General features: G+C 39.0%; 21 protein-coding genes. 7 read left to right on the top strand and 14 right to left on the bottom strand.

Going from position 1 to position 25,832, the window contains the following annotated elements; translation table 11 throughout:
• Window positions 1-110: 110 nt before the first annotated feature.
• The 3 genes from EHQ24_RS02060 to EHQ24_RS02050 all read right to left on the bottom strand — a co-directional run bounded on the left by EHQ24_RS02060 (window position 111) and on the right by EHQ24_RS02050 (window position 2,204).
• A complete protein-coding gene (locus tag EHQ24_RS02060; protein ID WP_135600045.1) occupies window positions 111-809 on the bottom strand; it encodes a Crp/Fnr family transcriptional regulator in 699 nt (232 codons plus the stop codon).
• 65 nt (window positions 810-874) lie between these two features.
• Entirely contained in the window at window positions 875-1,693 is an 819-nt protein-coding gene (locus tag EHQ24_RS02055; RefSeq protein WP_135600044.1) for an enoyl-CoA hydratase/isomerase family protein, read from the bottom strand.
• Window positions 1,677-2,204, bottom strand: a complete 528-nt coding sequence (locus EHQ24_RS02050) for a hypothetical protein (RefSeq protein ID WP_135600043.1) — start codon at window positions 2,202-2,204, stop codon at window positions 1,677-1,679. Before EHQ24_RS02050 ends, EHQ24_RS02055 begins: the two co-directional genes overlap by 17 nt.
• A gap of 92 nt (window positions 2,205-2,296) precedes the next feature.
• On the opposite strand from EHQ24_RS02050, the gene EHQ24_RS02045 reads away from it, so the two are divergent.
• The gene (locus EHQ24_RS02045; RefSeq protein ID WP_135600042.1) at window positions 2,297-3,586 is read left to right on the top strand and encodes a PilZ domain-containing protein; all 1,290 of its coding nucleotides are present in this window, start codon (window positions 2,297-2,299) and stop codon (window positions 3,584-3,586) included.
• On the opposite strand, the gene EHQ24_RS02040 is transcribed toward EHQ24_RS02045, so the two are convergent.
• The 4 genes from EHQ24_RS02040 to EHQ24_RS02025 form a co-directional block, all read right to left on the bottom strand.
• Window positions 3,578-4,741 (bottom strand): tetratricopeptide repeat protein, encoded by a 1,164-nt coding sequence (locus tag EHQ24_RS02040; RefSeq protein WP_135600041.1) that lies wholly within the window; start codon window positions 4,739-4,741, stop codon window positions 3,578-3,580. The two genes, EHQ24_RS02045 and EHQ24_RS02040, sit on opposite strands and share 9 nt — an antisense overlap.
• Window positions 4,742-4,827: 86 nt before the next feature.
• Window positions 4,828-7,365: a penicillin acylase family protein gene (locus EHQ24_RS02035; RefSeq protein WP_135600040.1), complete on the bottom strand. Its 2,538-nt coding sequence runs from the start codon at window positions 7,363-7,365 to the stop codon at window positions 4,828-4,830.
• Window positions 7,366-7,368: 3 nt separating this feature from the next.
• Window positions 7,369-8,571, bottom strand: coding sequence for a hypothetical protein (locus EHQ24_RS02030; protein WP_135600039.1), 1,203 nt, complete (start codon window positions 8,569-8,571; stop codon window positions 7,369-7,371).
• 70 nt (window positions 8,572-8,641) lie between these two features.
• The gene (locus EHQ24_RS02025; protein ID WP_135600038.1) at window positions 8,642-9,298 is read right to left on the bottom strand and encodes a lytic transglycosylase domain-containing protein; all 657 of its coding nucleotides are present in this window, start codon (window positions 9,296-9,298) and stop codon (window positions 8,642-8,644) included.
• 160 nt (window positions 9,299-9,458) lie between these two features.
• Here EHQ24_RS02025 and EHQ24_RS02020 point away from each other — a divergent pair, with 160 nt between their 5' ends.
• From EHQ24_RS02020 to EHQ24_RS02005, 4 genes are all read left to right on the top strand, one after another.
• The gene (locus tag EHQ24_RS02020; protein WP_135600232.1) at window positions 9,459-11,840 is read left to right on the top strand and encodes an ATP-binding protein; all 2,382 of its coding nucleotides are present in this window, start codon (window positions 9,459-9,461) and stop codon (window positions 11,838-11,840) included.
• Window positions 11,841-11,984: 144 nt separating this feature from the next.
• On the top strand, window positions 11,985-12,791 hold the full coding sequence (locus EHQ24_RS02015; RefSeq protein WP_135600037.1) for a hypothetical protein: 807 nt from the start codon (window positions 11,985-11,987) through the stop codon (window positions 12,789-12,791).
• Window positions 12,792-12,831: 40 nt separating this feature from the next.
• A complete protein-coding gene (locus EHQ24_RS02010) occupies window positions 12,832-13,638 on the top strand; it encodes a hypothetical protein (protein WP_135600036.1) in 807 nt (268 codons plus the stop codon).
• 152 nt (window positions 13,639-13,790) lie between these two features.
• The gene (locus EHQ24_RS02005; RefSeq protein ID WP_135600035.1) at window positions 13,791-14,573 is read left to right on the top strand and encodes a hypothetical protein; all 783 of its coding nucleotides are present in this window, start codon (window positions 13,791-13,793) and stop codon (window positions 14,571-14,573) included.
• Between the two features lie 120 nt (window positions 14,574-14,693).
• On the opposite strand, the gene EHQ24_RS02000 is transcribed toward EHQ24_RS02005, so the two are convergent.
• The 4 genes from EHQ24_RS02000 to EHQ24_RS01985 form a co-directional block, all read right to left on the bottom strand.
• Window positions 14,694-17,873 (bottom strand): efflux RND transporter permease subunit, encoded by a 3,180-nt coding sequence (locus EHQ24_RS02000; RefSeq protein WP_135600034.1) that lies wholly within the window; start codon window positions 17,871-17,873, stop codon window positions 14,694-14,696.
• Window positions 17,851-19,263: a TolC family protein gene (locus EHQ24_RS01995; protein WP_135600033.1), complete on the bottom strand. Its 1,413-nt coding sequence runs from the start codon at window positions 19,261-19,263 to the stop codon at window positions 17,851-17,853. Before EHQ24_RS01995 ends, EHQ24_RS02000 begins: the two co-directional genes overlap by 23 nt.
• Window positions 19,264-19,266: 3 nt before the next feature.
• Window positions 19,267-19,491: a YgaP-like transmembrane domain gene (locus tag EHQ24_RS01990; protein WP_135600032.1), complete on the bottom strand. Its 225-nt coding sequence runs from the start codon at window positions 19,489-19,491 to the stop codon at window positions 19,267-19,269.
• Window positions 19,492-19,592: 101 nt separating this feature from the next.
• Window positions 19,593-19,859, bottom strand: coding sequence for a metal-sensitive transcriptional regulator (locus EHQ24_RS01985; RefSeq protein ID WP_135600031.1), 267 nt, complete (start codon window positions 19,857-19,859; stop codon window positions 19,593-19,595).
• Between the two features lie 41 nt (window positions 19,860-19,900).
• Here EHQ24_RS01985 and EHQ24_RS01980 point away from each other — a divergent pair, with 41 nt between their 5' ends.
• The gene (locus EHQ24_RS01980; protein ID WP_135600030.1) at window positions 19,901-20,656 is read left to right on the top strand and encodes an SAM-dependent methyltransferase; all 756 of its coding nucleotides are present in this window, start codon (window positions 19,901-19,903) and stop codon (window positions 20,654-20,656) included.
• Between the two features lie 13 nt (window positions 20,657-20,669).
• On the opposite strand, the gene EHQ24_RS01975 is transcribed toward EHQ24_RS01980, so the two are convergent.
• Complete coding sequence (locus tag EHQ24_RS01975; protein WP_135600029.1) at window positions 20,670-21,923, bottom strand: NAD(P)-binding protein; 1,254 nt, start codon at window positions 21,921-21,923, stop codon at window positions 20,670-20,672.
• Complete coding sequence (locus EHQ24_RS01970; RefSeq protein ID WP_135600028.1) at window positions 21,920-23,422, bottom strand: succinate CoA transferase; 1,503 nt, start codon at window positions 23,420-23,422, stop codon at window positions 21,920-21,922. Before EHQ24_RS01970 ends, EHQ24_RS01975 begins: the two co-directional genes overlap by 4 nt.
• Window positions 23,423-23,493: 71 nt before the next feature.
• Between EHQ24_RS01970 and EHQ24_RS01965 the strand changes: the two genes are divergently transcribed.
• Window positions 23,494-23,913, top strand: coding sequence for a zinc ribbon domain-containing protein (locus EHQ24_RS01965; RefSeq protein ID WP_135600027.1), 420 nt, complete (start codon window positions 23,494-23,496; stop codon window positions 23,911-23,913).
• A 35-nt stretch (window positions 23,914-23,948) separates the two neighbouring features.
• On the opposite strand, the gene EHQ24_RS01960 is transcribed toward EHQ24_RS01965, so the two are convergent.
• Entirely contained in the window at window positions 23,949-25,832 is a 1,884-nt protein-coding gene (locus EHQ24_RS01960) for an ABC transporter ATP-binding protein (protein WP_135600026.1), read from the bottom strand.

The raw sequence follows: 25,832 nt of genomic DNA, 5'->3' as shown, positions 1-25,832 counted from the left end.
CCCCCCGGGAGTGACTTAAGGTAAAATCAGGCAACAGACCTTACCTTGATTATCAATCACTTCTACCATCGGAATTCCCTTCCGCCGGCTTAACAGATTCCAAAAAAAAATTAGGCTATTTTTGAGAGAGAATAGAGTGCTTCTCTGTTCAGAATGTCGATGCGGTTTTTATCCACGGAAATAAAATCCCTTGCTTTAAGGTCAGAAAGGGCTCGTACCAAGGTTTCTGTTTTGGTTCCTATGAAAGTGGCAAGGACATCCCGAGTGACTTTGAGTTCCACATGGTTTTTACGACCTTGGGCGTTGTCTAAAACGATTAAAATTTCTGCTAATTTTTCGTGGACTTGTTTGGTTCCAAGAGAAACTACATGTTCCTCCATCTCCTGCCATTCCTTAGCCATCTGTTTGAAAACTTCTTTTTGGAAGTTGATATCATCTTTGACTAGGGCATCGATGAGTTCCCCTGTGATATAACAGGCATGAGTGTCTTCCACAGCGACAACATTGTGGTGGGAGATAGAATCAGAAATACAGTCCCGAAACCCAACCCAATCCCCTGGCCCACTGAGACGTAAGGTTTGTTCCTTACCGCTAGCCAACTGCACGTAACTCCTAACAAGACCTGTTTTGATAAAGAAAAAACCATCGGCTTTGACACCCGCTGTCACCAGTTGTTTTCCTCGGGGGAAGGCGGTGAAATCTTTGCCAGCGTTGATCCTTTCGATGGTCTCATGCGCAGCACAGTGTAAGACATTGTGATTTTTATAATCACAAGCAAAACAATCAGGATTGAGTGGAAGATCCGCCATTCAGGTTAGGTGTAACCTCTTAAAAAAAACATGTCGAGCCATTATTTAGAAACCTTCTAAATTTTTTATTTGCCGGTAAACTTAGGTTCCCGCTTTTCTAAGATACTTTTGATTGTCTCCTTAAAGTCGTCCGAAATAAAGTTTCTCGCTTGCGATTCTGCTTCTTTTTTTAGAGCACTATCCAGTTGTTTCCAGGAGTATAAATTCTTCTTTAATTCTTGTAAGGCGAGAGGGGCCGCTTTCGATAAGGACAATGCAAGTTCCATCGCACGAGAATACACTTCTGTTTTAGGAACACTGTCCAGTGCAAGGCCACAAGATTTGGCAAACTTACCATCAAAAGTTTCCCCTGTGAGTAAAAGCCTTCCACCCAAACTTTTTCCGAGTAATTCAGGAGATAGAAAACTAGAACCCATTCCTGGATGAATTCCAAGCCTAACAAAATTAAAAGAATACTTTCCTTCGTCGGCAAAAATTCGCAGGTCACAACCAAAGGTTAAGGAAAGGCCAGCTCCAATCGCATGTCCATTGACTGCGGCAATCACGGGAACAGGTAATTTACGAACTGACAAAAAGAAACCGTAGAACTTTCTCATATCACGCCTGTTTTGTGAGAATGTTTTTTCTGAAAAAGATCTGAGTAAATTTAGATCACCACCAGCGCAAAACACATCATTTCGCCCGGAGACAATCACGGCCCGAGGAAGGACTTTTTCTTTTCTTATGGAATGGATTAGGTCGGCAAACTCTTCCCCCATTTTCCAAGTCATGGAATTACGGGAAGTGGGATTGTTTAAGAAGACGGAAACGATCTTTCCATCTTCAGTTTCACGGGATTCAATTTCTAGGAATTCATACTCTTTGGTTTCAAATCGCGATTTCATCTATCTGAAAGGATTCGTACCAGGCTTTATCTTGTAAAGATAAAGGTTTGTTCCCAATCTCCATATTTTCAAAGTAATTGAGTAAAATTTCTAGGTGTTGTGTTTCTAAGTTTTGGTTGGGAAGTGCAGAATCAATTCCCTTACTCACAAGTACCTCTGCTCTAATTTTATCTTTGTAATGGTCTGGTTTTCCACTAAAAATCAAATGGGCCGAAATGAGATCAAAACGAATGGTATCCACAATTCGTTTTAAAGAATCTTCTGATTCTAAAAAATAACGAGAAGCCACTTCCGTTTGGAAGTAATCACTCCAAGTGATGAGGTCAGGGAGGGAACCCGTCCGTTCTAATATTTTCTTTTGGGTTTCCTCATCAGTATAAAGGGAACCGGCAAACCTCTCCACAACGGCATACAATTCAGTTAAGATAGCTAATTTCTCCGGACTGAGAAGTCCTTGGCGGATCATCGGTAAAAGTTCAGGATTAACTTGTTTTGGGAGAGTGAGTTCCATATACTTCCCATTTCGGCGAATTCTGTCGTTTCCTATCACATTTTCCTCCTAGGAAAATCGATTTTCGCTCTCTAAAAATCGATAATTTTAGTATGGCGATCGGCAGAACAGACTCGATGCAGGAACTCATAACGATTTTAGAATCGTTATTTGAAGAAACCATCATCGGGTCGGATGTGAACATAGTCAAACACCTCTTCTATTACCTGAAAGCCGATAACAGAGAATTTGAATTTATCTACGAGGAACATTCACTGGTTGCGGCTGTGGAAGAAATTGAAGCCCATACAGTGACACTGATGATTCCTGACTTGGTGGAAGAAGGTTCCAGGCGTGCCCGAGTGCGTTTTGAAGTGATGAACATCAACTATCAATTTGAAGTAGTCATCCTCGATATCCAAAAAGAAAAAACAATCATCAAAACGCCGACAGAGCTTCAGTCCTACCAACTTAGGACAAATCGAAGGATCCCAGTGGATGATTTGTTTATGAACTTTATCATTCTATTTAGAAGTTTGACTGGTGGTTCGAGAGAAGTCGGAAAAAACCTTTATGCGGAAAGTCGATTCCCTCACCTAATGAAGGAAGTACGAAAAGATAGACCCGATAGCAAACTCATCAATGTGATGTTAACGGAAGCCATCGAACGAATTTCCAAAGACTATAAAATTCATTTTTTTCAATCCGATGAAAAACTGAATGAATATGAGGATTTTGTCAAAAAAACCATTCTTAGAACAGGTAAGTCTATTTATATCCCTGATTGTAATCGAATCACTTCTTATATCAATGATCCAAGTGATGACGTACTTTTTAATTATTTTAACGAATTCAAAGAAATGTCAAAGGAATTCGGAGAAGAATTTGCTTTAGAATTTTTTGAATCCATGCGTAAACATGAGTCTAGGGATTTTTATGTTTCTTATGTCATCACTCCCATTCGATTGTATGAAGACGTAGTTGGGTTTATCAAAGTACATTCCACTGCTATGGATAGGTTTACAATCTCCCAAAGCCAAGCTGTGTATATTTTTGAATTGGCAGAAATCATCAGTTATGTTTTCACAAAAATTGCCATCCAACATGGAAGTTATGAAACTATGCAATCAACTACAAAGGTTGTAGACATTTCTCTTGATGGACTTCTATTTGAAATCTACGACAAACGTTTGTTTCAATATTTGAAAAGGCATAATATCATCAAAATGTTCATTCCTTTAAGTAAGGATCGAACCATGATCATTCGCGGGGAAATCATTCGGTTTTTGGATCGGGGAGATCATTACCATTTAGGGGTGAACTATTTTAGTTCGGCCCCGGATGATATGTTGTATTTAGAATCTTATTTGTTTGAAAAGAGTATGAAAATTCTTTCAGAATGATCCTGATTGTTTTTCTGCCAAACGAATCGCATTGAGTAAATCTTCAGACAAAGTGGTTTCCCCTGTATAATAGAGGCGTAACAATTTTCCATGTTCCACAAGTTTATCTCTGTATTCTGATTCTTTGGTAGAACCACGTGTTTCTTTCCATTTTAGATTGTAGAACTCACAAGCAAGTTTATGTAGATAATAATCTGATTTCCGGAGTGAGTAAGCCTTTTTTAGGTATTCTTCCGAACGTTCAGCCCACTCTTCTCTTTTTTTACGTCCATCGACGCCCGTATCTGCGATATTCGAATGCAGAAGATTCAAATAAGAAGTTTCAAAACTATACAACCAAACCTCGTAATTTTTTGGATAAAGGTTTCTTGCTTCTTTAGCTACTTGAGGCATAAGGTCCAGTTGTTTTTTATTTTCTTTTCCTTCTACTTTGAAATAATAAGTGAGGAACCTTAAATAATCAACGAGGAATAACAATCGTTCCTGTGCATTGGAAAATCGTTCTCTATTTTTCCAAGCCATTGAATATTCAAAAGCAGTGGATACATACCCTTCTCCATCTTTCCAATGGGCTTTACCGAGCGCATAATGAGAATCAGGTGACCCTTGGTCAAGGGAAACAGAATGTTTGTACATTCTAAGAGCTTCATCCATTTGCCCTTTGGCAAAATAATGATCACCTTTCTTTTTTGCCATAAAGGCTTCATCGTATTTGGTTGTATCTAATAATCTAGCGGCCGTTACGGGACGATCTTCAATCAGCCGTAAGTATCCTTCTCCACGCACTTGCCAGCCGAAAAAAGTCGTTTGGTAAACTGATTTTACAGTGATCATCCCCACGATGTTTCCATCACGGAAGGTTTTGTGGTCTTGGTTTTTTTCTAAAAGATATAATGTTTGTCCTAAACGAATTCCTTTGGGATCTGCCACTTTGATTGTGACCGTGTCGGGTCTTGTATCCACTTCCAACTCTTGGGAAAGTGTATCCACTTCATAATAACTGGCTTTTTCAATTCCTACCACTTCACCCACAACAATCATTCGTAAAGGGTCAAGTGAAGCCTGGCTACGAAAAGCAAAGGCTAATCTATCCGCTGAGGATTGGGCAAAAGTTGCCGTTACAAAAAAAATAGAAAGAAGGAAGGAACGGAACATCTACTCTAAGGATCGGCTGGAAACGAATCTTTCAGAGTAGAAAAAAGGAAAATCCCCACAGGTAATGTGGGGAAATTTTTTAGATTTTAACGGGGGCGAAATTCCAAACGGTATTTTCCAGCACCGACTTGTTCTTTCGAATACAAGATTTTTCGATGCACACCATTGATATAATCATCCACCAAATTTCCGTAAAAGGGACTAGCAAGATTTCCGCTATTCCCAATGGGAAGTTGGGTCACCGATTCTTCAAAACGACCGTAGTCAATGACTCGTCTTTTCGAAGGTCCGGCTGTGGCCGTCCAATCTTCTTTCATCAGTTTGTATTTTAAGTTGTTCACCACCTCGGCTCCACCTGCTGATGGAAGTGGACCAATATTAAACACTCCGCCGATGAGAGGAAGTACACCGAGTGGATGTGGGTGTTTGATTTTATACAAATTTTTCCATGTCCAAAGGCTCGGGGAAGCAGAAAGATGAGATTCTAAATATTTACCAGTTTCTTCAATCGATCTTTTGAATATATCTTCTCTAGATTCAAGAACCCCTTCCGTTCGTAAATCGTCCCAATACGGCGAACTTGGATTACGGACAAACCTGCGGTAGGCGTTCCAATATTCAGCCATATCTCCATATAACTCAAAGTTGGCGGTTCCCATCTCATCGATTAACAATTCACGTAGGGTGATATAAAAAAATACATCATAAACAGCAGCACCTTGTGATTCAGGATAATGTTCAAAGTTCCAAGTTTTTAATATTGAAAGGACTTTTTTTCCATTCGGTGTTTTGGCCTCTTTTACAGAAGATAAAACAAGATCCAAATACTCCGGAGCAAAAGAAGAAACAGTATCGTTTTGGATGGCAGCCAGTTCTTCCAAACTCCACTTTTCTTTTGTTTCCAAAATACCAACTAACCTTTGGAAACGATCTGGTGGTTGCCAGTTCCCTTCTGGTTTCCCAAGCCCTGCTATGGATTTTGCGACTTGGTTATTGGCAGTCACAATGATTCCATTTTTTGGATTGATGATTTTGGGATTGTTTTTTGCCGGAAGATATCCGGTAACATCATTTTCTCCCGTAGAACCTTCTAAAATTTTACGTGAATTTCCTGACTTCAAAATAGGGAATCTTCCCACAGCGTAATATGCAATGTTTCCACTTTTATCCGCGTAACTAAAGTTAAGCCCAGGAGCCCCAATCATCGAGGATGCCGAATCAAGCTCCGTAAAAGATTTTGATTTTCCCATTTGGTAAAGAACATCGAGCAAAGGATTCTCTAAATGATGGTGGGCCCAATACAAACTGACCGGTCTACCTTTATAACCTTTGATATGTTCTGTCACAAGTGGGCCGTGGTTTGTAATTCCTACTTCAAATGGGATTTCTGTTCCGTCTTTTTTTCGGATTGCATCTTTATAATAGGTTAAATCTTTCCAAGTAGTTCCACTTTTAAATTTTCCCGCTTCGATGGTTTCTAAATACAAATTCACATCATCTTGTTCCAACATGGTGAGTCCCCATGCTTTGTCTCTGTTATGAGCGATGAGAGGAAAAGGAATGATGGAAAGAAAGTATCCGTAGTTTTCATAACCAGGGTATTCGATATAAGCCTCATACCAAGCACCTGGATTGGAAAGTGCAATGTGCGGATCATTCGCAAGCACTGCCCCACCGCTTTCAGAACGACTAGGTCCCACAAGCCAAGAATTGCTTCCTTCCAAAGGTTCAATTGGCAACTGGAGATCTTTCACAAAGGAAACAAGTTGTTTTAAATTCAATACATCGGATCCAACCTTTTGATTTTTTAAATCAGAAGAAGTCACTCGACCGCGATTTGAGTTTGGATTTAAACCTTGGTTTTGGATTTGACTTGGATTTATTTTTTTGAAATTTTCACCATTGGCTAACCTTTGGACTCCAGGCTGAGTTTCCAAAATGGTAGCATTGGTTTCAAAATCATAACGTGGAAAAAGTTCGGCTGCAGAACGACCCTTTAACTCCGATTCCAAAATGGTGTACAAACTGTCCGATTTGATTCCTTCTGCAAAAGAAAATCCCATATAAAATAAGAAGGAAATAGCATCCACTCGATCAAACGGTTTCGGTTTGATCCCAAGAATGGAATATTCAATTGGTAAATTGTCTTCGGAAAGAAAATGATTCACCCCATCCAAAAACCAATCCAGTTGGTTCCAAGCCTCAGGATGGACATGGTCTTTTTTATTTGCATATTCTTCTGCAGTTTTTTTCAAAAGAAGAGATTTCAAAAACTGGTCTGTGGGAATGAGTTTGTCTCCGAAAATTTCAGTGAGTTCCCCCTTTCCAATCCGTCTTTGTAATTCCATCTGGAAAATCCGATCTTGTGCCATGGTATAACCTAGCGCAAAATAGGCGGACTTTGCGTCCCCAGCTACGATATGTGGGATCCCCGCTTCGTCTCGAATGACTGTTACCTTAGAAGTTAATTTCTCAGAAACAATTTCACCGCTGTATTTTGGTGCTTTTAAGGATACAAGTCCCCAAAACAAAATATGTAAGGTAACAGGAAGGGTTAGGATGAAAAGAAGAAAGAGACTTAAAAAAGGTCTCTTTCTAATGAATTTTTTTACTTTTTCTAACATAGGTTATTGCAACGATTTAATTTGACGAATGCGATTTTGTTTGTCTGCCGAATCCCAAGCTGCATTCGAAAAAGATTCCACCTTATAGTATTTTGTTTTGTATTCATCTTTATAAGGCAAAACAAGTTCACGATCCGGTTCTGTTGTTTTGGCAGCTTGGATTTTTCTAAGGCCTTCCGCCCCTTGGTTAAACCATTCTGGATCGATTGGTAAATTTACGCGGTGCCCACGAAACGATGTCGCTAAATAAGGTCCGTCCAAATCTTTATCTCTAAGGATTTTTCCAAAAAAAGTAAATTCCACTTCGTTGGAACCAGAAACTAAATCACCGTCATACACTGCATAGGCGATATATTCCCCATTTTTTTCGTCTTTTAAATTGGCTTCTAAATGGTACTTTCCTTTTTTATAAACATTCACCACCGCACGAACAATGAGTGATCCATCTTGTAAGGAATCAGAAAACACTCCATTGAATTCTGCAGGGATAGATGGACTAGAAAAGAAACTAGAAGTTAGAGTGGTTTTTAAATTTTCTGGACCATAAGTGATTTCCGCCACAAGAGACATTTGTCCCCAATCTGGTTTTTGTGGTTTCCATGAAAAAGTAAAAATATTATCACCACGAGTTTGGTCACCATCTGTTCCGTTGTCATTCACGGATGCACTGACAACTCCGAACCTTTGTCCTTCCCACTCTTTAAATACTTGGTGAGAATCTATGGATACCTTCACACGATTTCTTGCTTTATCACGACATTCCAATGTTACATACATCATGTCCTTGTTACCAATCACGGCCCAAGTTTTGGGTTGGAACAAACATACGTAACCTGTTGGTTCGTTCGTTTTTGGATCTATGGAGTAGTCAGGAGAATTTTCGATAATAAATGGAAAAGCTAAATCATGATTTAGAATGGACATAGGTCTTGAAAATGGAGGGTATTCAGCCCATTCTAAATATTTTTCTAAAATGTATTCGGGAGTGGCTCCATCATCTGGAATCCCACCAGAACCATCAGATCCATTTCCTGAACCGTAATCACCTTGCGTTGGATCCGAACCACTTGCCATCCGTTCTTGTCTGGCTTTTTCGCTGGCATCTTGATCAGAACCGGTATTATCCTTTGAAATATAGAAGATAAGGCCAACTACGACCAATATAACAACTGCTAGATACACGCCGTATCTACGAATTAAATCCATACGCTCCCATCCTTTTTGTTTATAAAACGGATAAGAGCCTTGTCTGTTTTGAAACTATGTAAAGTAAAATTTAAATGGAAAGAAGACTTGCAACCGATTCGGAAATCAAACTTTGTGTAGGGATTTGCATTGATTTCCAATCTTCATAGTATCTGAACACAGACTTTGAATACTCTGGAATGCCTCCAAATCGTTTATAACCTCCAAGACCTGCATTATAAGATAACAATGCCGCCTCTAAAGATTCCGTTCGTTCGATTAAATAATTCATATATAAAACACCAAGCTGCAAATTGATCTCTGGATCATATAAATCTTTTGCGGATTGGAAAGGAATTCCTTCTTTTGCAGCAAGCCACTTTGCTGTAGCTGGCATCACTTGCATAAGACCGAGTGCTCCTTTATGGGACTTCGCACGTTTATGAAATTGGGATTCGGTATGAATGAGACCGATAAGAAAACCAAGTTTATCAATCCGTTCCTGTTTGTTTCCTACGGGCAATCGGAGATTATAGGATGCCCTTTCCACCACAGAAACTAGTTCTTTTCGTTCCTGAGCGCTAAGTCCTGGCCTGTGTTTGGCTATATAAACCTCCAGTTTTCTTTTGGAAATATCGTTATTTTTGCTATAACCGGCGGAGCTGATTTTTCCGTAAGATTCCATTAGGAAAATTAGCACCAGGAGGCTTGTTCCTAAAATTTTGGTGAATGATTTAGATTTTCGCATTGGGTCCTCTGTTAGACTTTCATTTGTGCATCGCACTATAAGTCCATGATTTCCCGAGCCCCTACGCGGGCAACCTATTTTTTGTGCACTGCACTAGTAAATGTCCCCAGGGAAAATCAAATGCTTGCCTAAAGTCAAAGATCCTGGATATCTGGATTGCTTGGCTCCCCTACTGAATCTTTATAGTTTCTTCTATTTTGGCCTCTGTTTGGTGAGTGGGATTGCCTTTGCCTACTTTTTGTCACGGAAGGAGGATCTAACTCCCACCTTTCGGGGCTTACTTATCCCACTGGCCTGTCTTTTTTTCTGGTCAGTTGCCTGGTCGATTTGTAACTCATTCGTGGCACCTTGGACGGCCTATGTTTTTGTTTTTTTAAAAAACCCTGCCATTCTGATTATGGGAGTTTCCGCTTCCCAACTTGCCTTTAGGTTTCAGGAAAATAGTTTTCCTAGGTGGAAGGAATGGAGCCTACGCATCCACATCCTCCTTGCCACCCTCGCCATCCTTGCCAATGGAACGGGGTTTTTCTTTCGCGAGATTCTATTTGATCCCAAGATGGAATTTTATGTACCGAACCAACACGTGTCTTCACCCATCACCCAACTTTCCATTTTGTCCATAGCTGGAGTTTTGTGTTTGATACTGGGGAATACCATTGTGGCACTCATTGCAAAGTATTTCCGATTCGAAGGATCCAAAAAAAGAAATACAGGGGGATTTTTATTAGCCATTTTTGGAATTTTATCTCTCGCGTTTGCAGATATATTGGTAGATTTAAATTACTTCAGCAAACCAACCTTTTTATTTTTACTCACCAACCTAACAATCATTATCATGACAATTCTTGTCTTGGTTTCTCTCAACCAAGAAACAATCCCTTCCACTGTTGGATTCAAAATTATGACTTTTAACCTAACAGTACTTTATTTGATACTTTCAATTGTAGCCAATTTTCTTTTTAATCGATTCCGTTCCGACTTCCAAAACGAAATGAGCAGGGAAAAACATAGTATCAAAACCCAACTAGAATTAGGTTCCATTTATCCTTTTGTTTATCTATCAGATCTGGTTGTGGATGTACAAGATGAAAGTTTTAGAATTAATAAAATTGATTTTACCAAAAACAAATTACAAAAAGTCAAAAACCGCCCCATAACTTTTGAGCATTTTAACCTAATTTCCTTTTCTGAAGATCCTTCGGAGATTTATTGGACATCAGATTTTTATGCAAAAAACCACCACTTTTTTGTTGCCATTCCTTACATTGAATACAGAAGCACTGTCCACCAAACCGTAGTTTGGTTAATCGTGACTTTACTTTTTTCTTTATTCACCATCTTTATGTTATATCCGGTTTTACATAAAACAAGTATCGTTTATCCCTTAACCAGGTTACTTTCTGGAATCAGAAAAATGCAAGCTGGGGATTTATTTGTCACGGTCAAAGTTTCCAGTAGAGATGAAATTGGAGAATTATCGAATAGTTTCAATGAAATGATTTCTATTGTTCGGGATGCAAGACACCAATTAGAGCAAAAAATTGAAGAACGAACCGAGTCGTTAAACCAAACCATTTTAGAATTAAAAGAAACCCAAGAACAACTTTTACAAGCAGAGAGAATGTCAACTCTTGGAAAAATTGCAGCAAGTGTGGCGCATGAAATCAACAACCCACTAGCAGCCATTAAAGGAAGCATTCAATTCATCAAAGAAGGGCAAAGTTTTGGTGAAAACGTAAACAAAACTGACAATGATCTTTTAGCAGAAAAATTCATTTCCGAATTTAAAAACCAAAGACGATCCGAAGTAACTTCAAGGTTCAAAAGAAAAAAAGAACTCATCGCTTTTTTTAAATCCAAGTCAATCCCAGATCCCATCTCACTCGCTGATACTTGTTTTGATTTTAAAATGGAAGTGGTTCCCGAAGAATTCCAAAAACTCTTTGATACCGAAGAAGGAAGGTTTTTATTCCAATCCAAACTGAATGATTTTGTCATCGGTTTCCATTTAGGAATTATTGAAACTGCAGTGGAACGAGCCTCAAAAATTGTTTTTGCTCTCAAACACCATTCCTACTCCGGACCAAAAGAATCCCAAAAACTCCTCTCACTCAAAGAAGGAATTGACTCTGTCCTCTCTATGTATTCCACCAGCTGGAAACAAAACATTGAGATCGATTGGAAAGTGGAGAGTGATCCAGTGATTTTGGGTCACGCCGACGAACTGGTGCAAGTTTGGACAAACCTGATTTATAATTCCATACAAGCCTGCCCCAAAGATGGAGGGAAAATCCGCATCTTTTTGAAAGAAGAAAGCGCAGAGGCTCTCATTACCATCGAGGACAATGGGAAAGGAATCCCAGCTGACATCCTTCCCCGGATCTTTGAGCCATTTTTTACCACCAAAGAACTTGGAATGGGTACAGGTCTCGGGCTTTCCATTGTCCAGAAGATCATCCAAAACCACAATGGAAACATCCATGTGGAAAGTGAACCTGGGAAAACCCTCTTCTCCATCCGCATCCCCCTAGCCAAATCCTAGGATTCTCGCCCTAGTCTTGTCAGAGAAACCCTGACAATGTCAAATTTATGTTAAAATTTTGTCTAAAATGGGCAAAAAATTTCTTGTCAATCTTTTGCCAAACTTATAAAACAAGGAGAACACACCTTCAGAACAGGAAAAAATATGCGAACCATTCTAGCCACAATCACAGCATTTCTCTTAGCGGGATCATTAAGTGCCCAAACTTACACTGTCTTCATTCACGGAAAATCTGACAAAAATCATAACGGAGTGGGAACCACTGACGTAAATGGGTATTGGGGATCTTCGGTTAACTCTGTTAGTGGAACTAGAATTTTCATCGGATACGATGGAACAAGCGATCCCAGATCTTACGGATCTTCTCGTGCGCAAACAAACATTGCCACTGGACTCACAAACTATTGCAAAGGGTCTAATTCTTGTAAAATCGTTTGTCACTCTGCGGGATGTTACGCGATCGAATATTGGTTGTCTAACCTCGGTTCTACGGCTTCTGCAAAAGGATTCAACCTCACAAAAGTAACGGCTCTTGCTGCGGCTTCTGGTGGATCAGAACTTGCGAACGCACTAAACGGAATCACTTTCGGTTTCGGTGGAAACGCAATGGACAAATCTCTTATCGTAACCACTGCACGCGGTGCTTTTAACCACAACAATACTGCTGGTGTTGCAGTAAACCACGTCCCAGGTTACAAAGGTATGTTTGGTGCTTCTGTAATTCTTCCTGGGGAAGATGATTATGCTGTTGCCTACCACTCTTCTTGTGCATACAACCGCGCTGGTGGACTCAACAAATGCCAAGCATCCCTCACTCAATACGAAGGACTCTGGCCATTCGGATCTAATAAAACATACAACCAATACAGTGGTCACTACCGTGCTCCATCTGTTTCTTCTACAGGACTCTATCTCGACCACGGTCAAATCAAAACCGAAGGTTGGAGATAAAATAGGTATCATTTAAAGAAAGGAAAAGGATAAAAAAGAGATGCGTAGCTCAATCACAACAATACTTGCGATGCTGTTTGCAGGATCGCTCAGTGCCCAAACTTACACTGTGTTCATTCACGGTAAGTCAGACAAAAACCACAACGGTGTGGGAACAACAGATGTAAATGGATACTGGGGATCTTCCACTAGTTCCGTTTCTGGATCTAAAATTTTCATCGGATACGATGGAACTTCTGACCCAAGAACATTTGGATCTGCTCGCGCACAAACAAATATCGCGACTGGTCTTACAAACTATTGCAAAGGATCTAACTCTTGCAAAATCGTTTGCCACTCGGCTGGATGTTATGCAATCGAATATTGGTTGTCTAACCTTGGTTCTACGGCATCTGCAAAAGGATTTAACCTTACAAAAGTAACAGCTCTTGCTGCCGCTTCTGGTGGTTCGGAACTTGCTTCTGCACTCAACGGAATCACTTTCGGTTTCGGTGGAAACGCAATGGACAAATCTCTTATCGTTGGAACTGCACGCGGTGCCTTCAATCATAACAACACTGCTGGTGTTGCTGTAAACCACGTTCCTGGATACAAAGGTATGTTTGGTGCATCAGCTATCCTTCCTGGAGAAGATGACTATGCTGTTGCCTACCACTCTTCTTGCGGATACAACAAAGCAGGTGGTTTGAATAAATGCCAATCTTCTCTCACACAAAGTGAAGGAATCTGGCCTTTCAACTCAAATGTAACTTACACTCAATACACAGGACACTATCGTGCTCCATCTGTAACTGCTACTGGTCTTTACCTAGACCACAGCGAAATCAAATCAGAAGGATATCGGTAAGTCGCCGAATCCTACGTTTTCTCTTCATGAGAAAGGAAAAGGCCAACCATTTCGGTTGGTCTTTTTTTTGCCCCAATGATATATAAATTGACATATTTGACTTATTTATGGAATTTGTGTCGTAATATAGAAAATCAGGAAAGGGAAAAAAAATGCGAAGAACCTTAACACTTGCACTCGTGATGCTGTTTGCGGGATCACTCAGTGCACAAACATACACCGTGTTCATTCACGGAAAATCAGACAAAAACCACAACGGCGTGGGAACAACAGACGTAAATTCGTATTGGGGGACCTCTGCGAATACAGTTTCTGGATCTAAAATTTTCATCGGTTACGATGGAACTTCTGACCCTAGAACTTTCGGATCTGCTCGCGCTCAAACAAATATTGCGACAGGACTTACGAACTATTGCAAAGGGTCTAACTCTTGCAAAATCGTTTGTCACTCAGCAGGATGTTATGCAATAGAATTCTGGTTGTCTAACCTTGGTTCTACGGCATCAGCAAAAGGTTTCAACATCACAAAAGTAACAGCTCTTGCTGCCGCTTCTGGTGGTTCGGAACTTGCTTCTGCTTTGAATGGCATAACCTTTGGATTTGCAGGAAATGCGATGGATAAATCTCTCATCGTGGGAACTGCACGTGGGGCATTCAATCACAACAATACGGGTGGAATTCAGATCAACCATGTACCTGGTTATAAAGGTGCATTCGGACCGTCTGCCATCCTTCCAGGAGAAGATGACTATGCTGTAGCATACCACTCTTCTTGTGGATACAACCGTGCTGGTGGACTTGATAAATGCCAATCCTCTATCGTAAGTGGTAGCACTACTTATACACAATACACAGGTCATGTTAGAGCACCTTCTTTAACAGCTACTGGATTGTATAAGAACCATAGTGAAATCAAAAACGAGGGAACTCGTTAATTCGTTTGTCTGAAAAAAAACCTTGGTTTCAATCCAAAGGTTTTGACTTAAAGGCTGAAAGTAATTTCAGCCTTTTTTATTAGAATCCAGTTTAGTATTAAATTTAAAAACTAAATTCTTTTATCCATGTTTGATCACTCCTTGCCTTGATTTGCCAATAAACCAGTAATATAAAACTGGAACCGCAAACCGACTTAAGACCGTAGCTGCTATTTCACCAAACATTAATGAGATGGCTAATCCTTGGAAAATAGGATCGAACAACATCACAAAGGATCCAACCACCACAGCAGAAGCAGTCAGTAACATTGGTCGAAACCTTACCACCCCCGCATGAACTACGGCTTCTTTCAGTTCTACACCTTTTTTGATTTCTCCCTCGATAAAATCTACAAGGATGATGGAGTTTCGAACAATGATCCCAGCTCCGGCAATAAAACCAATCATAGATGTGGCTGTAAAATAAGCACCCATCACAAAGTGTCCCGGTAAAATTCCAATGAGGGAAATAGGAATGGGAGCCATAATCACAAGAGGTACCGTATAACTTTTAAACCAACCAAGAACTAAAACATAAATAAGTAAAATCACAACAGCAAATGCACCACCAAGATCCCGGAATACTTCATAGGTGATAAACCATTCCCCATCCCATTTAATCACGGGTTTTGTTGTGTTCCAAGGAACTTCAGCAGTTTGTGTTTCGTATTTGATTTTGGGTGCGAGTTTTAACATTCCATAAACGGGGGCTTCTTCCGATCCTGATAGTTCACTCATCACATACTGCACTGGTTTTAAATTTTTACGAAATAAACTCCTGTCTTCTTCTTTGTATGGATTTCCTAATACTCTCTCGGAAGAAACAACTCCGGATTCCATAGACATGATGTTCTGGTTTTGGAATGGATTTTTGGATGAACGAACACTCTGGATGACAGAAAGATTCACAGAAACTTCTTCCGGTTCTTCGGCAGTAGCCAAGCTGACAAAAGGTGATTCAGAAAAAAGAATGGACCCCGTATATGCAAGAGCGGAAGTTTTGATTCCAAAAATACCTGATTTTTCAAAATCGATAGGGTAAATCATCTTAGTTCGCCCGTTTCGGAGTGTACTGTCTAAATCAACCACACTTGGTTCTTCCCGAAATATCTTTTCAATTTCCTCGGTCACCTGTTTACGCACAGATGCAGTTGGGCCATACACTTCCGCGACCATTGTTGCCATCACCGGTGGCCCAGGTGGGATTTCCAACACTTTAGTCACAACATGATACTTTTCACCAAACTTTTGTATGTCGGATCGTAAGGTTTCTATGATTTCGTGACTTGACTCTTTACGATTGTTTTTGTTTTTTAGAATGACTTGTAAATCATTCATAGAATCAAGATTACGAAGGAAGGAATGTTTTACCATTCCTGAAAAAGAAAATGGTGCTGCTTCCCCTGCAAAAATTTGTATTTTTTCTACATTCGGATTTTTCAAAAGAATTTTTGTTAACTCTTCTGAATGACTCATACTTTGGATGAGAGTTGTTTCTGGTTGGTAGTCTAACAAAACTTGAAACTCTTCTTTATTATCAAAAGGTAACATCTTTACCTTCACCCATTTAAATCCAACAAATGCCATCGATACAATTAGCAATCCAATGGTAACAAGTCCAAAAACAGTAGCGTTCTTTTTAAACCCGAGTAACCAATTCATAAAACGGATATAAATCGCATCGAGTTTGGAAATTTTATGTTCTCCAGAACCATTGCCTGTATGAGCATGTTTTTCTTTTAGCAAACGAACGGAAGCCCAAGGTGTAATCACAAAGGCAACAATAAGAGAAAGGATCATTGCAAGGCTTGCCCCTACTGGGATTGGTTTCATATAAGGACCCATAAGCCCACGAACAAATGCCATAGGCAAAATTGCTGCGATCACGGTGAAGGTAGCTAAAATGGTTGGATTTCCTACTTCTGAAACAGCGATTAGAGTCGCTCGGATGATTCCCAAATTTGGATTTTCTTCTAAGTGTCTCTCTATGTTTTCCACCACAACAATGGCATCATCCACTAAGATCCCAATCGAAAATATCAAAGCAAACAAAGTGACTCGGTTTAGAGTGTATCCAAGAAAATAGTAAATGGCCAAAGTGAGTGCTAAGGTAACAGGGATAGCAATGGCAACCACCAGAGCGGAACGAAAACCCATCCAAAGTGCAATAAGAACTGTAACTGAAATTGTAGCAATGAGAAGGTGTTCAATTAACTCACGCGACTTATCTTCTGCTGTACTTCCATAATCACGAATGATACTCAATTGAATTTCTTTCGGTAAATTCTTTTGAAAGAGATTAGCCCTTTCTAATAGATCTTTTGATAAATTGACTACATTTGTTCCTTTTCGTTTAGCAAATACAATGGTAACCGCATTTCGTTTTCCTTCTCCGAGAGATTTATCATACAAAGCAGAAGATCTTGTTCTTTCTTCTGGCCCCTCTTCCACTATCGCCAGATCTTGGATACGCACCACTCGACCACCACGTTGTGCTACCGGAAGTTTTTTGACATCGGTTATATTCTTTAATACTCCCCCCACTTCCATATCCAAAACAGAATCTGCTGACCAATTTTTACCAGCAGGGATGAGTGCATCATTTTCTTTTAAACTCATAGCCACTTCGATTGCTGTCACTCCAAACCGACTGAGAAGGTTAGGATCTATTTTGACTCGGACGACTTTTTTTAAACCACCTAACATTTGTACCGAGGCCAAATCCGGAGTTGAAGAAAGTTCACGGGCAAGTGGTGCAATGAGTTGGCGTAAAGTAAAATCATCCGCTATTTCGGAGCTAAAACTAAGAGCCAAAAAAGGAACGTCATCAATAGAATAAGATTTTACAATAGGGTTTAATGTATTACGAGGGAGTGTATTTTTTACCTCCATCAATTTATGGTGGATCTTAACTAAAGAAGGTTCGATAGGTTCTCCCACCTTGAATCGCACAGTGATATAACTTCCATGCCATTTACTTGTAGAATAAACATATTCAACACCTTCCAATCCCCAAACTGCACGTTCAATAACCTCCGTTACCTTTCGCTCCGTTTCTTCAGGTGAAAACCCTGGCGCGGGAATTTGGATATCAACCATAGGAACAGAGATTTGTGGTTCTTCTTCTTTTGGAGTTAAATATACAGCAAATAACCCAAGCATCAAACTTACAATTGCTATGACAGGCGTAAGACGAGAATGCAAAAAAGTTTCGGCCAATCGACCAGCAAATCCTTTTTTAATTTCTTCCAATGGATTCATTTGATTCTTCCTTGTTTGAAAATATTGATGTTTCTGTTCTGACTTGTAAAACGGCAATTTCCGTTTCCATTAATACACGATTTAGTTCTAATGATTTGTTTAATGTTTCTGCAAATTGGATGGCGGAAATCGCACCACTTTGAAATAGTTTTTGCATATTCCCAACTTGTTCTTCTTGGTATTTCACCGTTTCTCTCACCAAAGTTAAACTTTCCATAAGTGTGATTTCTTTTTGGAAAAGAGATTTTACATGTGATTCTTCTTCTTTCGTTTTTTCTTCAAGTTTCTTTAGTGCAGCCTCTGCATTGAGTTTGGATTCTTCCACCACTCCCATATCTTTTGGATTATAAAGATTCATTTGGAGATAAACGCCAGCTTGGTATGCGTTTGTTGTATTACGACTTCCTTGGTATCCATATGCTTCCGAATATGCACCAACCTTCGGTAAAAACTTAGCCATTTCCATATCGGATTTAAGTTTTTCACCTTCTGCGTATTTGATTTGAGCATTCATTTGGTTGGATCTTTCGTAAACCATTGGTCTTTTGAAATAAGTATCCAAAAATACATTCAAATCTGATTCTATAGTTTCTATTTCCGAAGACGGGAGATCAGAAAGAACATATAATGTATCTTTATAATCTTGGATCTGTAAATCCGATTGTTTTTCCAAAATGGAAATTTGGTTTTTAACAGACTTTAAAGCTAAGTATCCCGCATACCCAACAGGATTTCCTTTATTACCGAGGGAATAATTAGATTGAAACTTAGATTCAATTTTTTTGATTTTATCTAATCTCTGTTTGTATTCATTCAATGTTTGGATGGCTCGATAATAAAAACCTGACTGAGCAAATTCTCTATCTCTGACAGCAAGCCATTCAAATTTAAGACCTGCTGATCTTTTTTCATTCATGACCGCGAGAGTTTTGCTCGACCCACCTTCATACAAAGGCAAATCCATTCCGAGTGTTCCTCGTGAATAAGTATGACTACCTGGATTGTTTAAGGTATCTTTCGAAAAAAGATTCATAGTATCTGAGTTTAATGTCGAATAAGGTTGGTTATTCGAGTCTAAGAAGTTACTTGGCCTGTATCTTGTCGAAGCAGTGGAAAAATCGGAATCAGTAGCACTTCTTTGACTTAGTTTACCCATAAAATTGAGAGTTGGGTCATTTGTCTGAAAAGTCCTAAGATCGGTATAAACTCTTGGTAACCAATGTTTGCCGGCACGGTCTTTCGCAATTTCACCTGCTTTCCATTCCAAATATTTGGATTTTCTAGCGGAAGAATTTTCTTCGATCTGTTTCCACAAATCACTGAAACCGACGGCCTCGGCAAAGAGGGCCATCGGAAAGGTCAGAAGCAAAATGCTAATGATCGTTTTCATTTTTTAATCCACTACCTTGGACTCAAAACCAAGTTTTTTCAAAAGAATTGCCATGGGACAAAAACCAATGGTTGAAAAAACGATCAAATTTACACCCACAAGCAAATTCAAAAGAAACCACCAAGGCGAAAGAAAGGTTCCCAAGGAAACACCCACTAAACTAAATAACCCCGCAACGAGATAAACCACTCGCTCCAAATACCAAGTTTTTGTCGAAGCTAGAAACATTACCATACCCCCTATAGTATACAGGCTTTAAATCCATATATACCCCCATGGGTATATATGGCAAGCGATTTTAGGGTAGGAAATGGAAGGAATTTTTCGGATTAAAGGGAAAAGGCTGCTGTGATGGCTTTTTTTACATCTGACTCGATTGTCGCTGTGGATTTTTTTTCCTTAAAACAGGTATCCATATATTCGTGAATGTAGGCTTCTCCAAATTTTTTCATTGCTTGGTGGGCTGCTTTTAGGAGTAAAATTGCTTTTTCGCAGTCTTTTTCTTCCGCGTTAATTGTATTCTTGATTGCTTCCAGCTGTCCCTGGATTCGATTGATACGATGGATCAGTTTGGTTTGATTTTCCGAAAGGCTCATACTATATACCCTAGCGGGTATAACAATCCGACAAGTAAAAAATGACTCCTTTCCCATTTTCTAAATCACCAGTAATTGTCCTTCCGCAATCACCTCCCTACTTTGTTTCCAACTTTGGATATTGGGAGGAAGACATTTCTTATGAATCAGCAGGTCTTAAATTTTTATCGAAATTTGTGTTCGGTGCCGGATTACAACCCAAATCTAAAATTTTGGAACTTGGCTCTGGACTTGGTGGGAGTTTGGTATATTGGTCTAAAAATTTCCAACCAAAACTACTATCTGCCATCAACTTACCCGGAGAACAATCAGAGTTCGCAGAACAACTGTTCATATCAACTAAGACAGAGGTAAAACCATTCATTCACGGAAGTTGGGAGAGTATAAAATCTTTGGCTGACTCTTCTTATCAGTATGTTTTTTCTTTAGATGCCTCTTACCATTTCCAAAACCTAGCGTTGTTTTACAGAGAAAGTTACAGAGTTTTAGAACCTGGTGGTAGGTTCGTATTCACAAATTTTCAAATTACGGAGAGTCGTTTTAAAAAACTTTGGTGGTTATACCTTCCATTTCTAATTCCAAAAAATAATTTAAAGTTAGTCGAGGAAACAATCACTGAATTAAAAGCAATTGGATTCAAAGAAATCAAACATGAAAATTGGACAAAACCAGTTTTATTTGGATTCATTGAGTTTTCAAAAACTTTGCCTGCTTCATTGAAAGCATTCGCCAAAGTATTAAACCTGTTTGCCAAAAACTTAGGACTTTCTTACCATTACTACGTCTTCGAAAAATAAAACCCGTTAGTTCTTATTTTTGAATCAGTTCATCAATATTTTTATTTAGTAATTTTGAAACAACATACAGAGCGGACTTAGCACCAGCTTCTAAAAGTGGAATTCCGTATAAAGAATAAGAACCGCACAACCAAAGACGACAATTTGATTCTACATGTAATGCTGCAATTCTTTTGATGGCTTTGGTTGTTCTTTCATCCATCACAGGCCTTTCAAACTTAGCAATTTTTAAAGTATCTTCTGGTTTTGGAAGTTGGTGTGGATTCCATGTTTGAAATATTTTTTTGCCATTCAATTCAGGGATAATTCTTCCTAAATCTAAAGTAACCTCGGGTTTGTCATAACCATCTCGTATTTTAAAAATCAAAGAAACGGAAGGATTCGAAAAATAAGATTCATCTGTATGTAAAACAACATCACTTGACTCATAACGGAACTCACCAAGAATTTCTTTTTCTAACTCAAATCCTTCTCCGAGAAGTTCTTTCCCTTGGTTTGCTTGTGTTGAAAGAATCACATGATCAAATTCTTTTTCTTCATTGGCGAACTGGATGAAAGTTTTATCTCCCTTTTTATAAATTTTTTGGATCCCTGCGTTTAAGTTTAAATTTGATAAATTTTCTGTGAGGCGATTTACAATATCTCTAGTTCCAAATTCCGCCGTTTCTTGAGGTGTATAAGAATAACCGCGAGAATGGTATCCAATGATGGTTTCAGCGGGATAAGCACCCACAGTTTCCGTTTTACACGTGTTTACTAATGCAAAGGTCGGTAATAAAAAATGATATATAAATTCATTAGAATAACCATATTTGATTAAAAAATCTAAAATAGAGATACTGGAATTTTCTTTTAGCCAATCAGTTTTGGCATTGGTATAAAACTTCAGTAAGTCTGAAAAAATCCTTCGACCCTTCGCAGATACTAAAGAATCCATTGTTGGTAGGCCAAAAGGCATCCCTAAAAATTCATATGAACGAAACCCAAAAACGGAATCACCATTTGATTCCACCTTAAAGGAATAATCAACAGGCCTAGTTTTGATTCCCGCTTTATCATAAACTTGAAATAGTGTAGGATAATAATCACGTTTGATGGTTCGAAATGGAATGTCAAATTCTACAGGTAAACCATCAACCATTTGTTTGGCGCCAAAAGCTGCCATCCCAATTTCAGGATGTTTTTCAAATAAAGTTATATCTTTAAACTTACGAACCGCCCAAGCGGCAGTTAAGCCAGCAATTCCAGAACCTACAACTGCAATCACTTCATACTTCCTGTTTTCAAAAATTGGACATGCCAAGAAAGAGACCTTTCCAAGTCATGAGGAGTGTGTTTTCCTTTAGAAACTCGAAGGGCATTTTCGTAATATTCGCGGAGTTTGTCTCGGTAAATGGGGTGTGCACAATTATTAATAATTTGTTCGGCTCGTTTTTTAGGAGGGCATCCCCTTAGATCAGCTAACCCTTGTTCGGTTACGAAAATCATAGTTGAATGTTCGTTATGATCTGTGTGTGAAACCATTGGCACCACTGCAGAAATATTCCCATCTTTGGCAAGAGACGGGGTCATAAAAATAGACAAATGAGAATTCCGTGTAAAATCACCAGATCCACCAATTCCATTCATCATAGATGTTCCCATCACATGAGTGGAATTTACGTTCCCATAAATGTCAACTTCTATGGCGGTATTCATTGCAATGAGTCCCATACGTCTAATGACTTCCGGATGGTTAGAAATCTCTTGTGGGCGAATGACAAACTTAGATTTCCATGCAGATATATTTTCATGAAATCTTTTGAGGCCGGCTTCTGAGAAAGTTAACGCCGAAGTTGATGCAATTTCCAATTTACCAGCATCAATTAAATCAAAAACCGAATCTTGAACCACTTCTGTATACATTTGGATGGAATGGAAATTGGAGTCTTTTGCCATACTGGCAAGGACTGCGTTGGCAATATTCCCAACTCCATTTTGAAACGGGAGGTATTCTTTGGGTATCCGTCCTTTTTTGATTTCATGTTGGATAAAAGATAAAACATGGGCTGCAATGTTTTGACAATCTTCATCTGGAGTTTTGAATATAGTTGCGGCATCAGGTTTGTTTGACCGTACAATCCCTTTGATTTTATCTGGTGTCACTTGGATGTATGGTAAACCAATTCGATCACCAGGAGTCAGAATATTAATAGGAAGTCCCTTCTCGTGATGGTTGGGGAGATAAATATCATGATAACCCTTTAATTCTAAAGGATGAGTGTCTGTTAACTCAATAAAAATAGATTCCGCATTACGGATGTAAGTGGCACTCATTCCTGAAGATGTGGAAAGATAAATTTTCCCATCAGTTGTCACATCGATTGCTTCAACTAAAGCCACATCAATTTTTGGTAAAATTCCGTGTTCAATGTATTTGACTACATGAGACAAATGCATATCAATGAAATCGGTTTCCCCTTGGTTAATAAGGTTACGAAGGTGAGAATTAGATTGGTATGGGATTCTTAATTTCAGTGCACCAGTTTTTGCTAAGGCACCATCCAATTCCTCACCTGTGGATGCTCCTGCATATAAATTGATAGAGAATTCTTTTCCTAATTTTTTTTCATCTTCAATCCGTTTGGCAAAGGCCACGGGAATGAGTTTTGGGTAACCTGCTGGCGTAAATCCAGAGCACCCTAATGTAACATGTTCAGGTAATAATGCTGCAACTTCTTCTGCTGTTTTAAGTTTTTGTTCAATTAATGAGTTTGTAACGGCCATAAATCTAATTTCTCTTCTTTCACCCAAGATAAAGAGATTGCTTAAAAATAAAAAGTCCAAATTCTGAACCTATGGATTTTCTCTTATATCTATATTGTCTGTTTTTTGGAATCATTCTGATTGCACCTTTTGTTTTGTTTTATTACAAATTTCGACTAGATGAATCACCTTTTGGAAAAGACGAGGAAGCTTTTGTAAGACCAATTGCAGAAAAAAAGAGAAACATGCTCGATTCGCTCAAAGACATTCGGTCTGATTTTGACTCAGGAAAGTTAACAGAAGAAGAATTCCAATCCCAATCACTTCCTTATATCGAAGCTCTAGATACTATAGAGATTGAGTTAAAAGATAAAAAATTAAAACAAACAAACGTAAACCTGCTTCAAACTCCCAAAATTAACGAAAATTGGACATGCGCCAGCTGTGGCTCGTTTGTTGCTGTCCCCAATGCTAAATTTTGCCCCAACTGTGGGACTGGTCGCCTAGCTTAATTCTTTGATCATCCAAGTTTTTACTAAAGTGGCAGTTAATTAGAACCAGAAAACTGCATATCATACAAACGTTTGTATTTTGAGTTTTGGTTTTTAAGTAAATCTGCGTGACTTCCACTTTCAACAATTTCACCGTTCTCTAAATAATAAATTGTATCTGCAATTTTAACAGTAGAAAGACGGTGAGCGATGATGATAACCGTTTTATTTTCATACAACCGAACAAACGCTTGTTGGATGAGTCGCTCCGATTCGGTATCTAAAGCAGATGTAGCCTCGTCTAAAATGAGTACCTCTGGATTTGCAAGTAAGGTTCTTGCAATCGAGATCCTTTGTCTTTGACCACCGGATAACATCACCCCACGTTCCCCTACAATGGTATCATAACCTTCTTCGAAGGCTTCGATGAATTCGGAAGCAAATGCATCTTCTGCGGCACGTCGAACCTCTTCTTCCGTAGCATCTGGTTTGCCAAAGGCAATGTTTTCACGAATGGATCCATTAAATAAAAAAATGTTTTGAGAAACAACTCCGATCCGTTTACGCAAATTATCTAAGGTTAATTCTTTGGCGTTTACATCGTCCCAAAAAATTCCACCGTCACTAGGATCAATCAGTCTTGGCAAAAGATCAACGAGTGTGGATTTACCGGCTCCCGACGAACCAACAATTGCAATAGTTCCACCGCGAGGTAAGGTTAAATTGATATTTTTTAGTGCATAGATGTCGGTATTAGGATATAGGTAAGATACATTTTTGTATTCGATCGATTTTGAAAGTGGCCCAAGTTTGTTTGGAGATTCCGGTTCTTTGATATCAACATCTCTACCTAAAATTTCAAATACACGATCACTCGCAATCACAGAGGCTTGGATTAAATTCACAAGGATACTCATTTGTTTGAGTGGACGCATTAGAAATATCAAAGTAAGAAAAAATGCAATGAACATCCCTTTGGAAAAACTAGCATCTTCCAATAGATACGCACCAATCCCAAGAAATACCATCGTTACAACAGAGCCAGATAACTCTGTTAAGGCGGGACCAATTTGGTGGTAAAAATGTGTTTTAAAAGTTTTGTCGGAGAGGTTTTGGTTTACTTTAAAAAAACGATCCGCTTCCTTATCTTCCATCGAAAAGGCACGAATAACCCGAATCCCAGAAATCACTTCCTGAAGGTCGCCATTCAATTCAGACAATTGTTCTTGTTGGTTTTTAGTGGTTCTTCTTATCCGATCTGCAAATGTACTCACTGGCCCCACAATCAAAGGAATGACAATGAATAACAAAAAGAACAGCTTCCAACTTAATACAAGTAAGATGATTAAATGGGTAATGATATAAAAAAAATCGTTAATCGCATCCTTTAGATCATTCGAAATCACTTTTCCAACAATATCAACGTCGTTGATCACCCGGCTCATGAGAACTCCGGTTTTTTCGCGGTAGAATTCATTGAGTGGTAATACTTGGAGTTTTTTATATAAAGCTTGCCTTAGATCGCTGACAGCAAGAAGTCCAGCGGAGTTGACAAAGTAAACCGTTCCGGCAAGACAAATGAGTTTTAAAAAGTAAATGGGAAGGATGATGAGGCAAAATAAATACACCAAGTCGTCTGGTTTTTTATCCGCAAGTTCCTCATTTGTTTTTTGTTTGAGATTGGCAAACTGCCATTCAAAGTAAGTCAGTCCTTCGAGCTTCGTCGGAGTTTTGTGTTCCGAAAGCAGTGTTTGGTCTTTTTTGGTTAGGGCAATTTGGAACTTGTAATTTTCGCCAGTGCCAAGAGAATCAAAGATAGGGATGAGTGATGTGAGGGATGCACCATTAAAAATGGAAACAAATATAGACAAGAAAACACCGAGGCTAAGTCTGTATTTGTATTTTGCCAAATATGGCCATAGTTTTCGGTAAATCTTCAC

The sequence above is a fragment of the Leptospira noumeaensis genome (assembly GCF_004770765.1).
Lineage (GTDB): Bacteria > Spirochaetota > Leptospiria > Leptospirales > Leptospiraceae > Leptospira_A > Leptospira_A noumeaensis.
This window is presented reverse-complemented; position numbering and strand designations above follow the sequence as displayed.

Bases quoted from the DNA above. Each gene is read 5' to 3' on its own strand.
- EHQ24_RS02000 (WP_135600034.1), bottom strand. From the start codon at position 17,873: ATGAATCCATTGGAAGAAATTAAAAAAGGATTTGCTGGTCGATTGGCC.
- EHQ24_RS01990 (WP_135600032.1), bottom strand. From the start codon at position 19,491: ATGTTTCTAGCTTCGACAAAAACTTGGTATTTGGAGCGAGTGGTTTAT.
- EHQ24_RS01970 (WP_135600028.1), bottom strand. From the start codon at position 23,422: ATGGCCGTTACAAACTCATTAATTGAACAAAAACTTAAAACAGCAGAA.
- EHQ24_RS01985 (WP_135600031.1), bottom strand. From the start codon at position 19,859: ATGAGCCTTTCGGAAAATCAAACCAAACTGATCCATCGTATCAATCGA.
- EHQ24_RS02055 (WP_135600044.1), bottom strand. From the start codon at position 1,693: ATGAAATCGCGATTTGAAACCAAAGAGTATGAATTCCTAGAAATTGAA.
- EHQ24_RS02005 (WP_135600035.1), top strand. From the start codon at position 13,791: ATGCGAAGAACCTTAACACTTGCACTCGTGATGCTGTTTGCGGGATCA.
- EHQ24_RS01980 (WP_135600030.1), top strand. From the start codon at position 19,901: ATGACTCCTTTCCCATTTTCTAAATCACCAGTAATTGTCCTTCCGCAA.
- EHQ24_RS02060 (WP_135600045.1), bottom strand. From the start codon at position 809: ATGGCGGATCTTCCACTCAATCCTGATTGTTTTGCTTGTGATTATAAA.
- EHQ24_RS02045 (WP_135600042.1), top strand. From the start codon at position 2,297: ATGGCGATCGGCAGAACAGACTCGATGCAGGAACTCATAACGATTTTA.
- EHQ24_RS01965 (WP_135600027.1), top strand. From the start codon at position 23,494: ATGGATTTTCTCTTATATCTATATTGTCTGTTTTTTGGAATCATTCTG.
- EHQ24_RS02050 (WP_135600043.1), bottom strand. From the start codon at position 2,204: ATGGAACTCACTCTCCCAAAACAAGTTAATCCTGAACTTTTACCGATG.
- EHQ24_RS02025 (WP_135600038.1), bottom strand. From the start codon at position 9,298: ATGCGAAAATCTAAATCATTCACCAAAATTTTAGGAACAAGCCTCCTG.
- EHQ24_RS02040 (WP_135600041.1), bottom strand. From the start codon at position 4,741: ATGTTCCGTTCCTTCCTTCTTTCTATTTTTTTTGTAACGGCAACTTTT.
- EHQ24_RS02010 (WP_135600036.1), top strand. From the start codon at position 12,832: ATGCGTAGCTCAATCACAACAATACTTGCGATGCTGTTTGCAGGATCG.
- EHQ24_RS02035 (WP_135600040.1), bottom strand. From the start codon at position 7,365: ATGTTAGAAAAAGTAAAAAAATTCATTAGAAAGAGACCTTTTTTAAGT.
- EHQ24_RS02015 (WP_135600037.1), top strand. From the start codon at position 11,985: ATGCGAACCATTCTAGCCACAATCACAGCATTTCTCTTAGCGGGATCA.
- EHQ24_RS01995 (WP_135600033.1), bottom strand. From the start codon at position 19,263: ATGAAAACGATCATTAGCATTTTGCTTCTGACCTTTCCGATGGCCCTC.
- EHQ24_RS02030 (WP_135600039.1), bottom strand. From the start codon at position 8,571: ATGGATTTAATTCGTAGATACGGCGTGTATCTAGCAGTTGTTATATTG.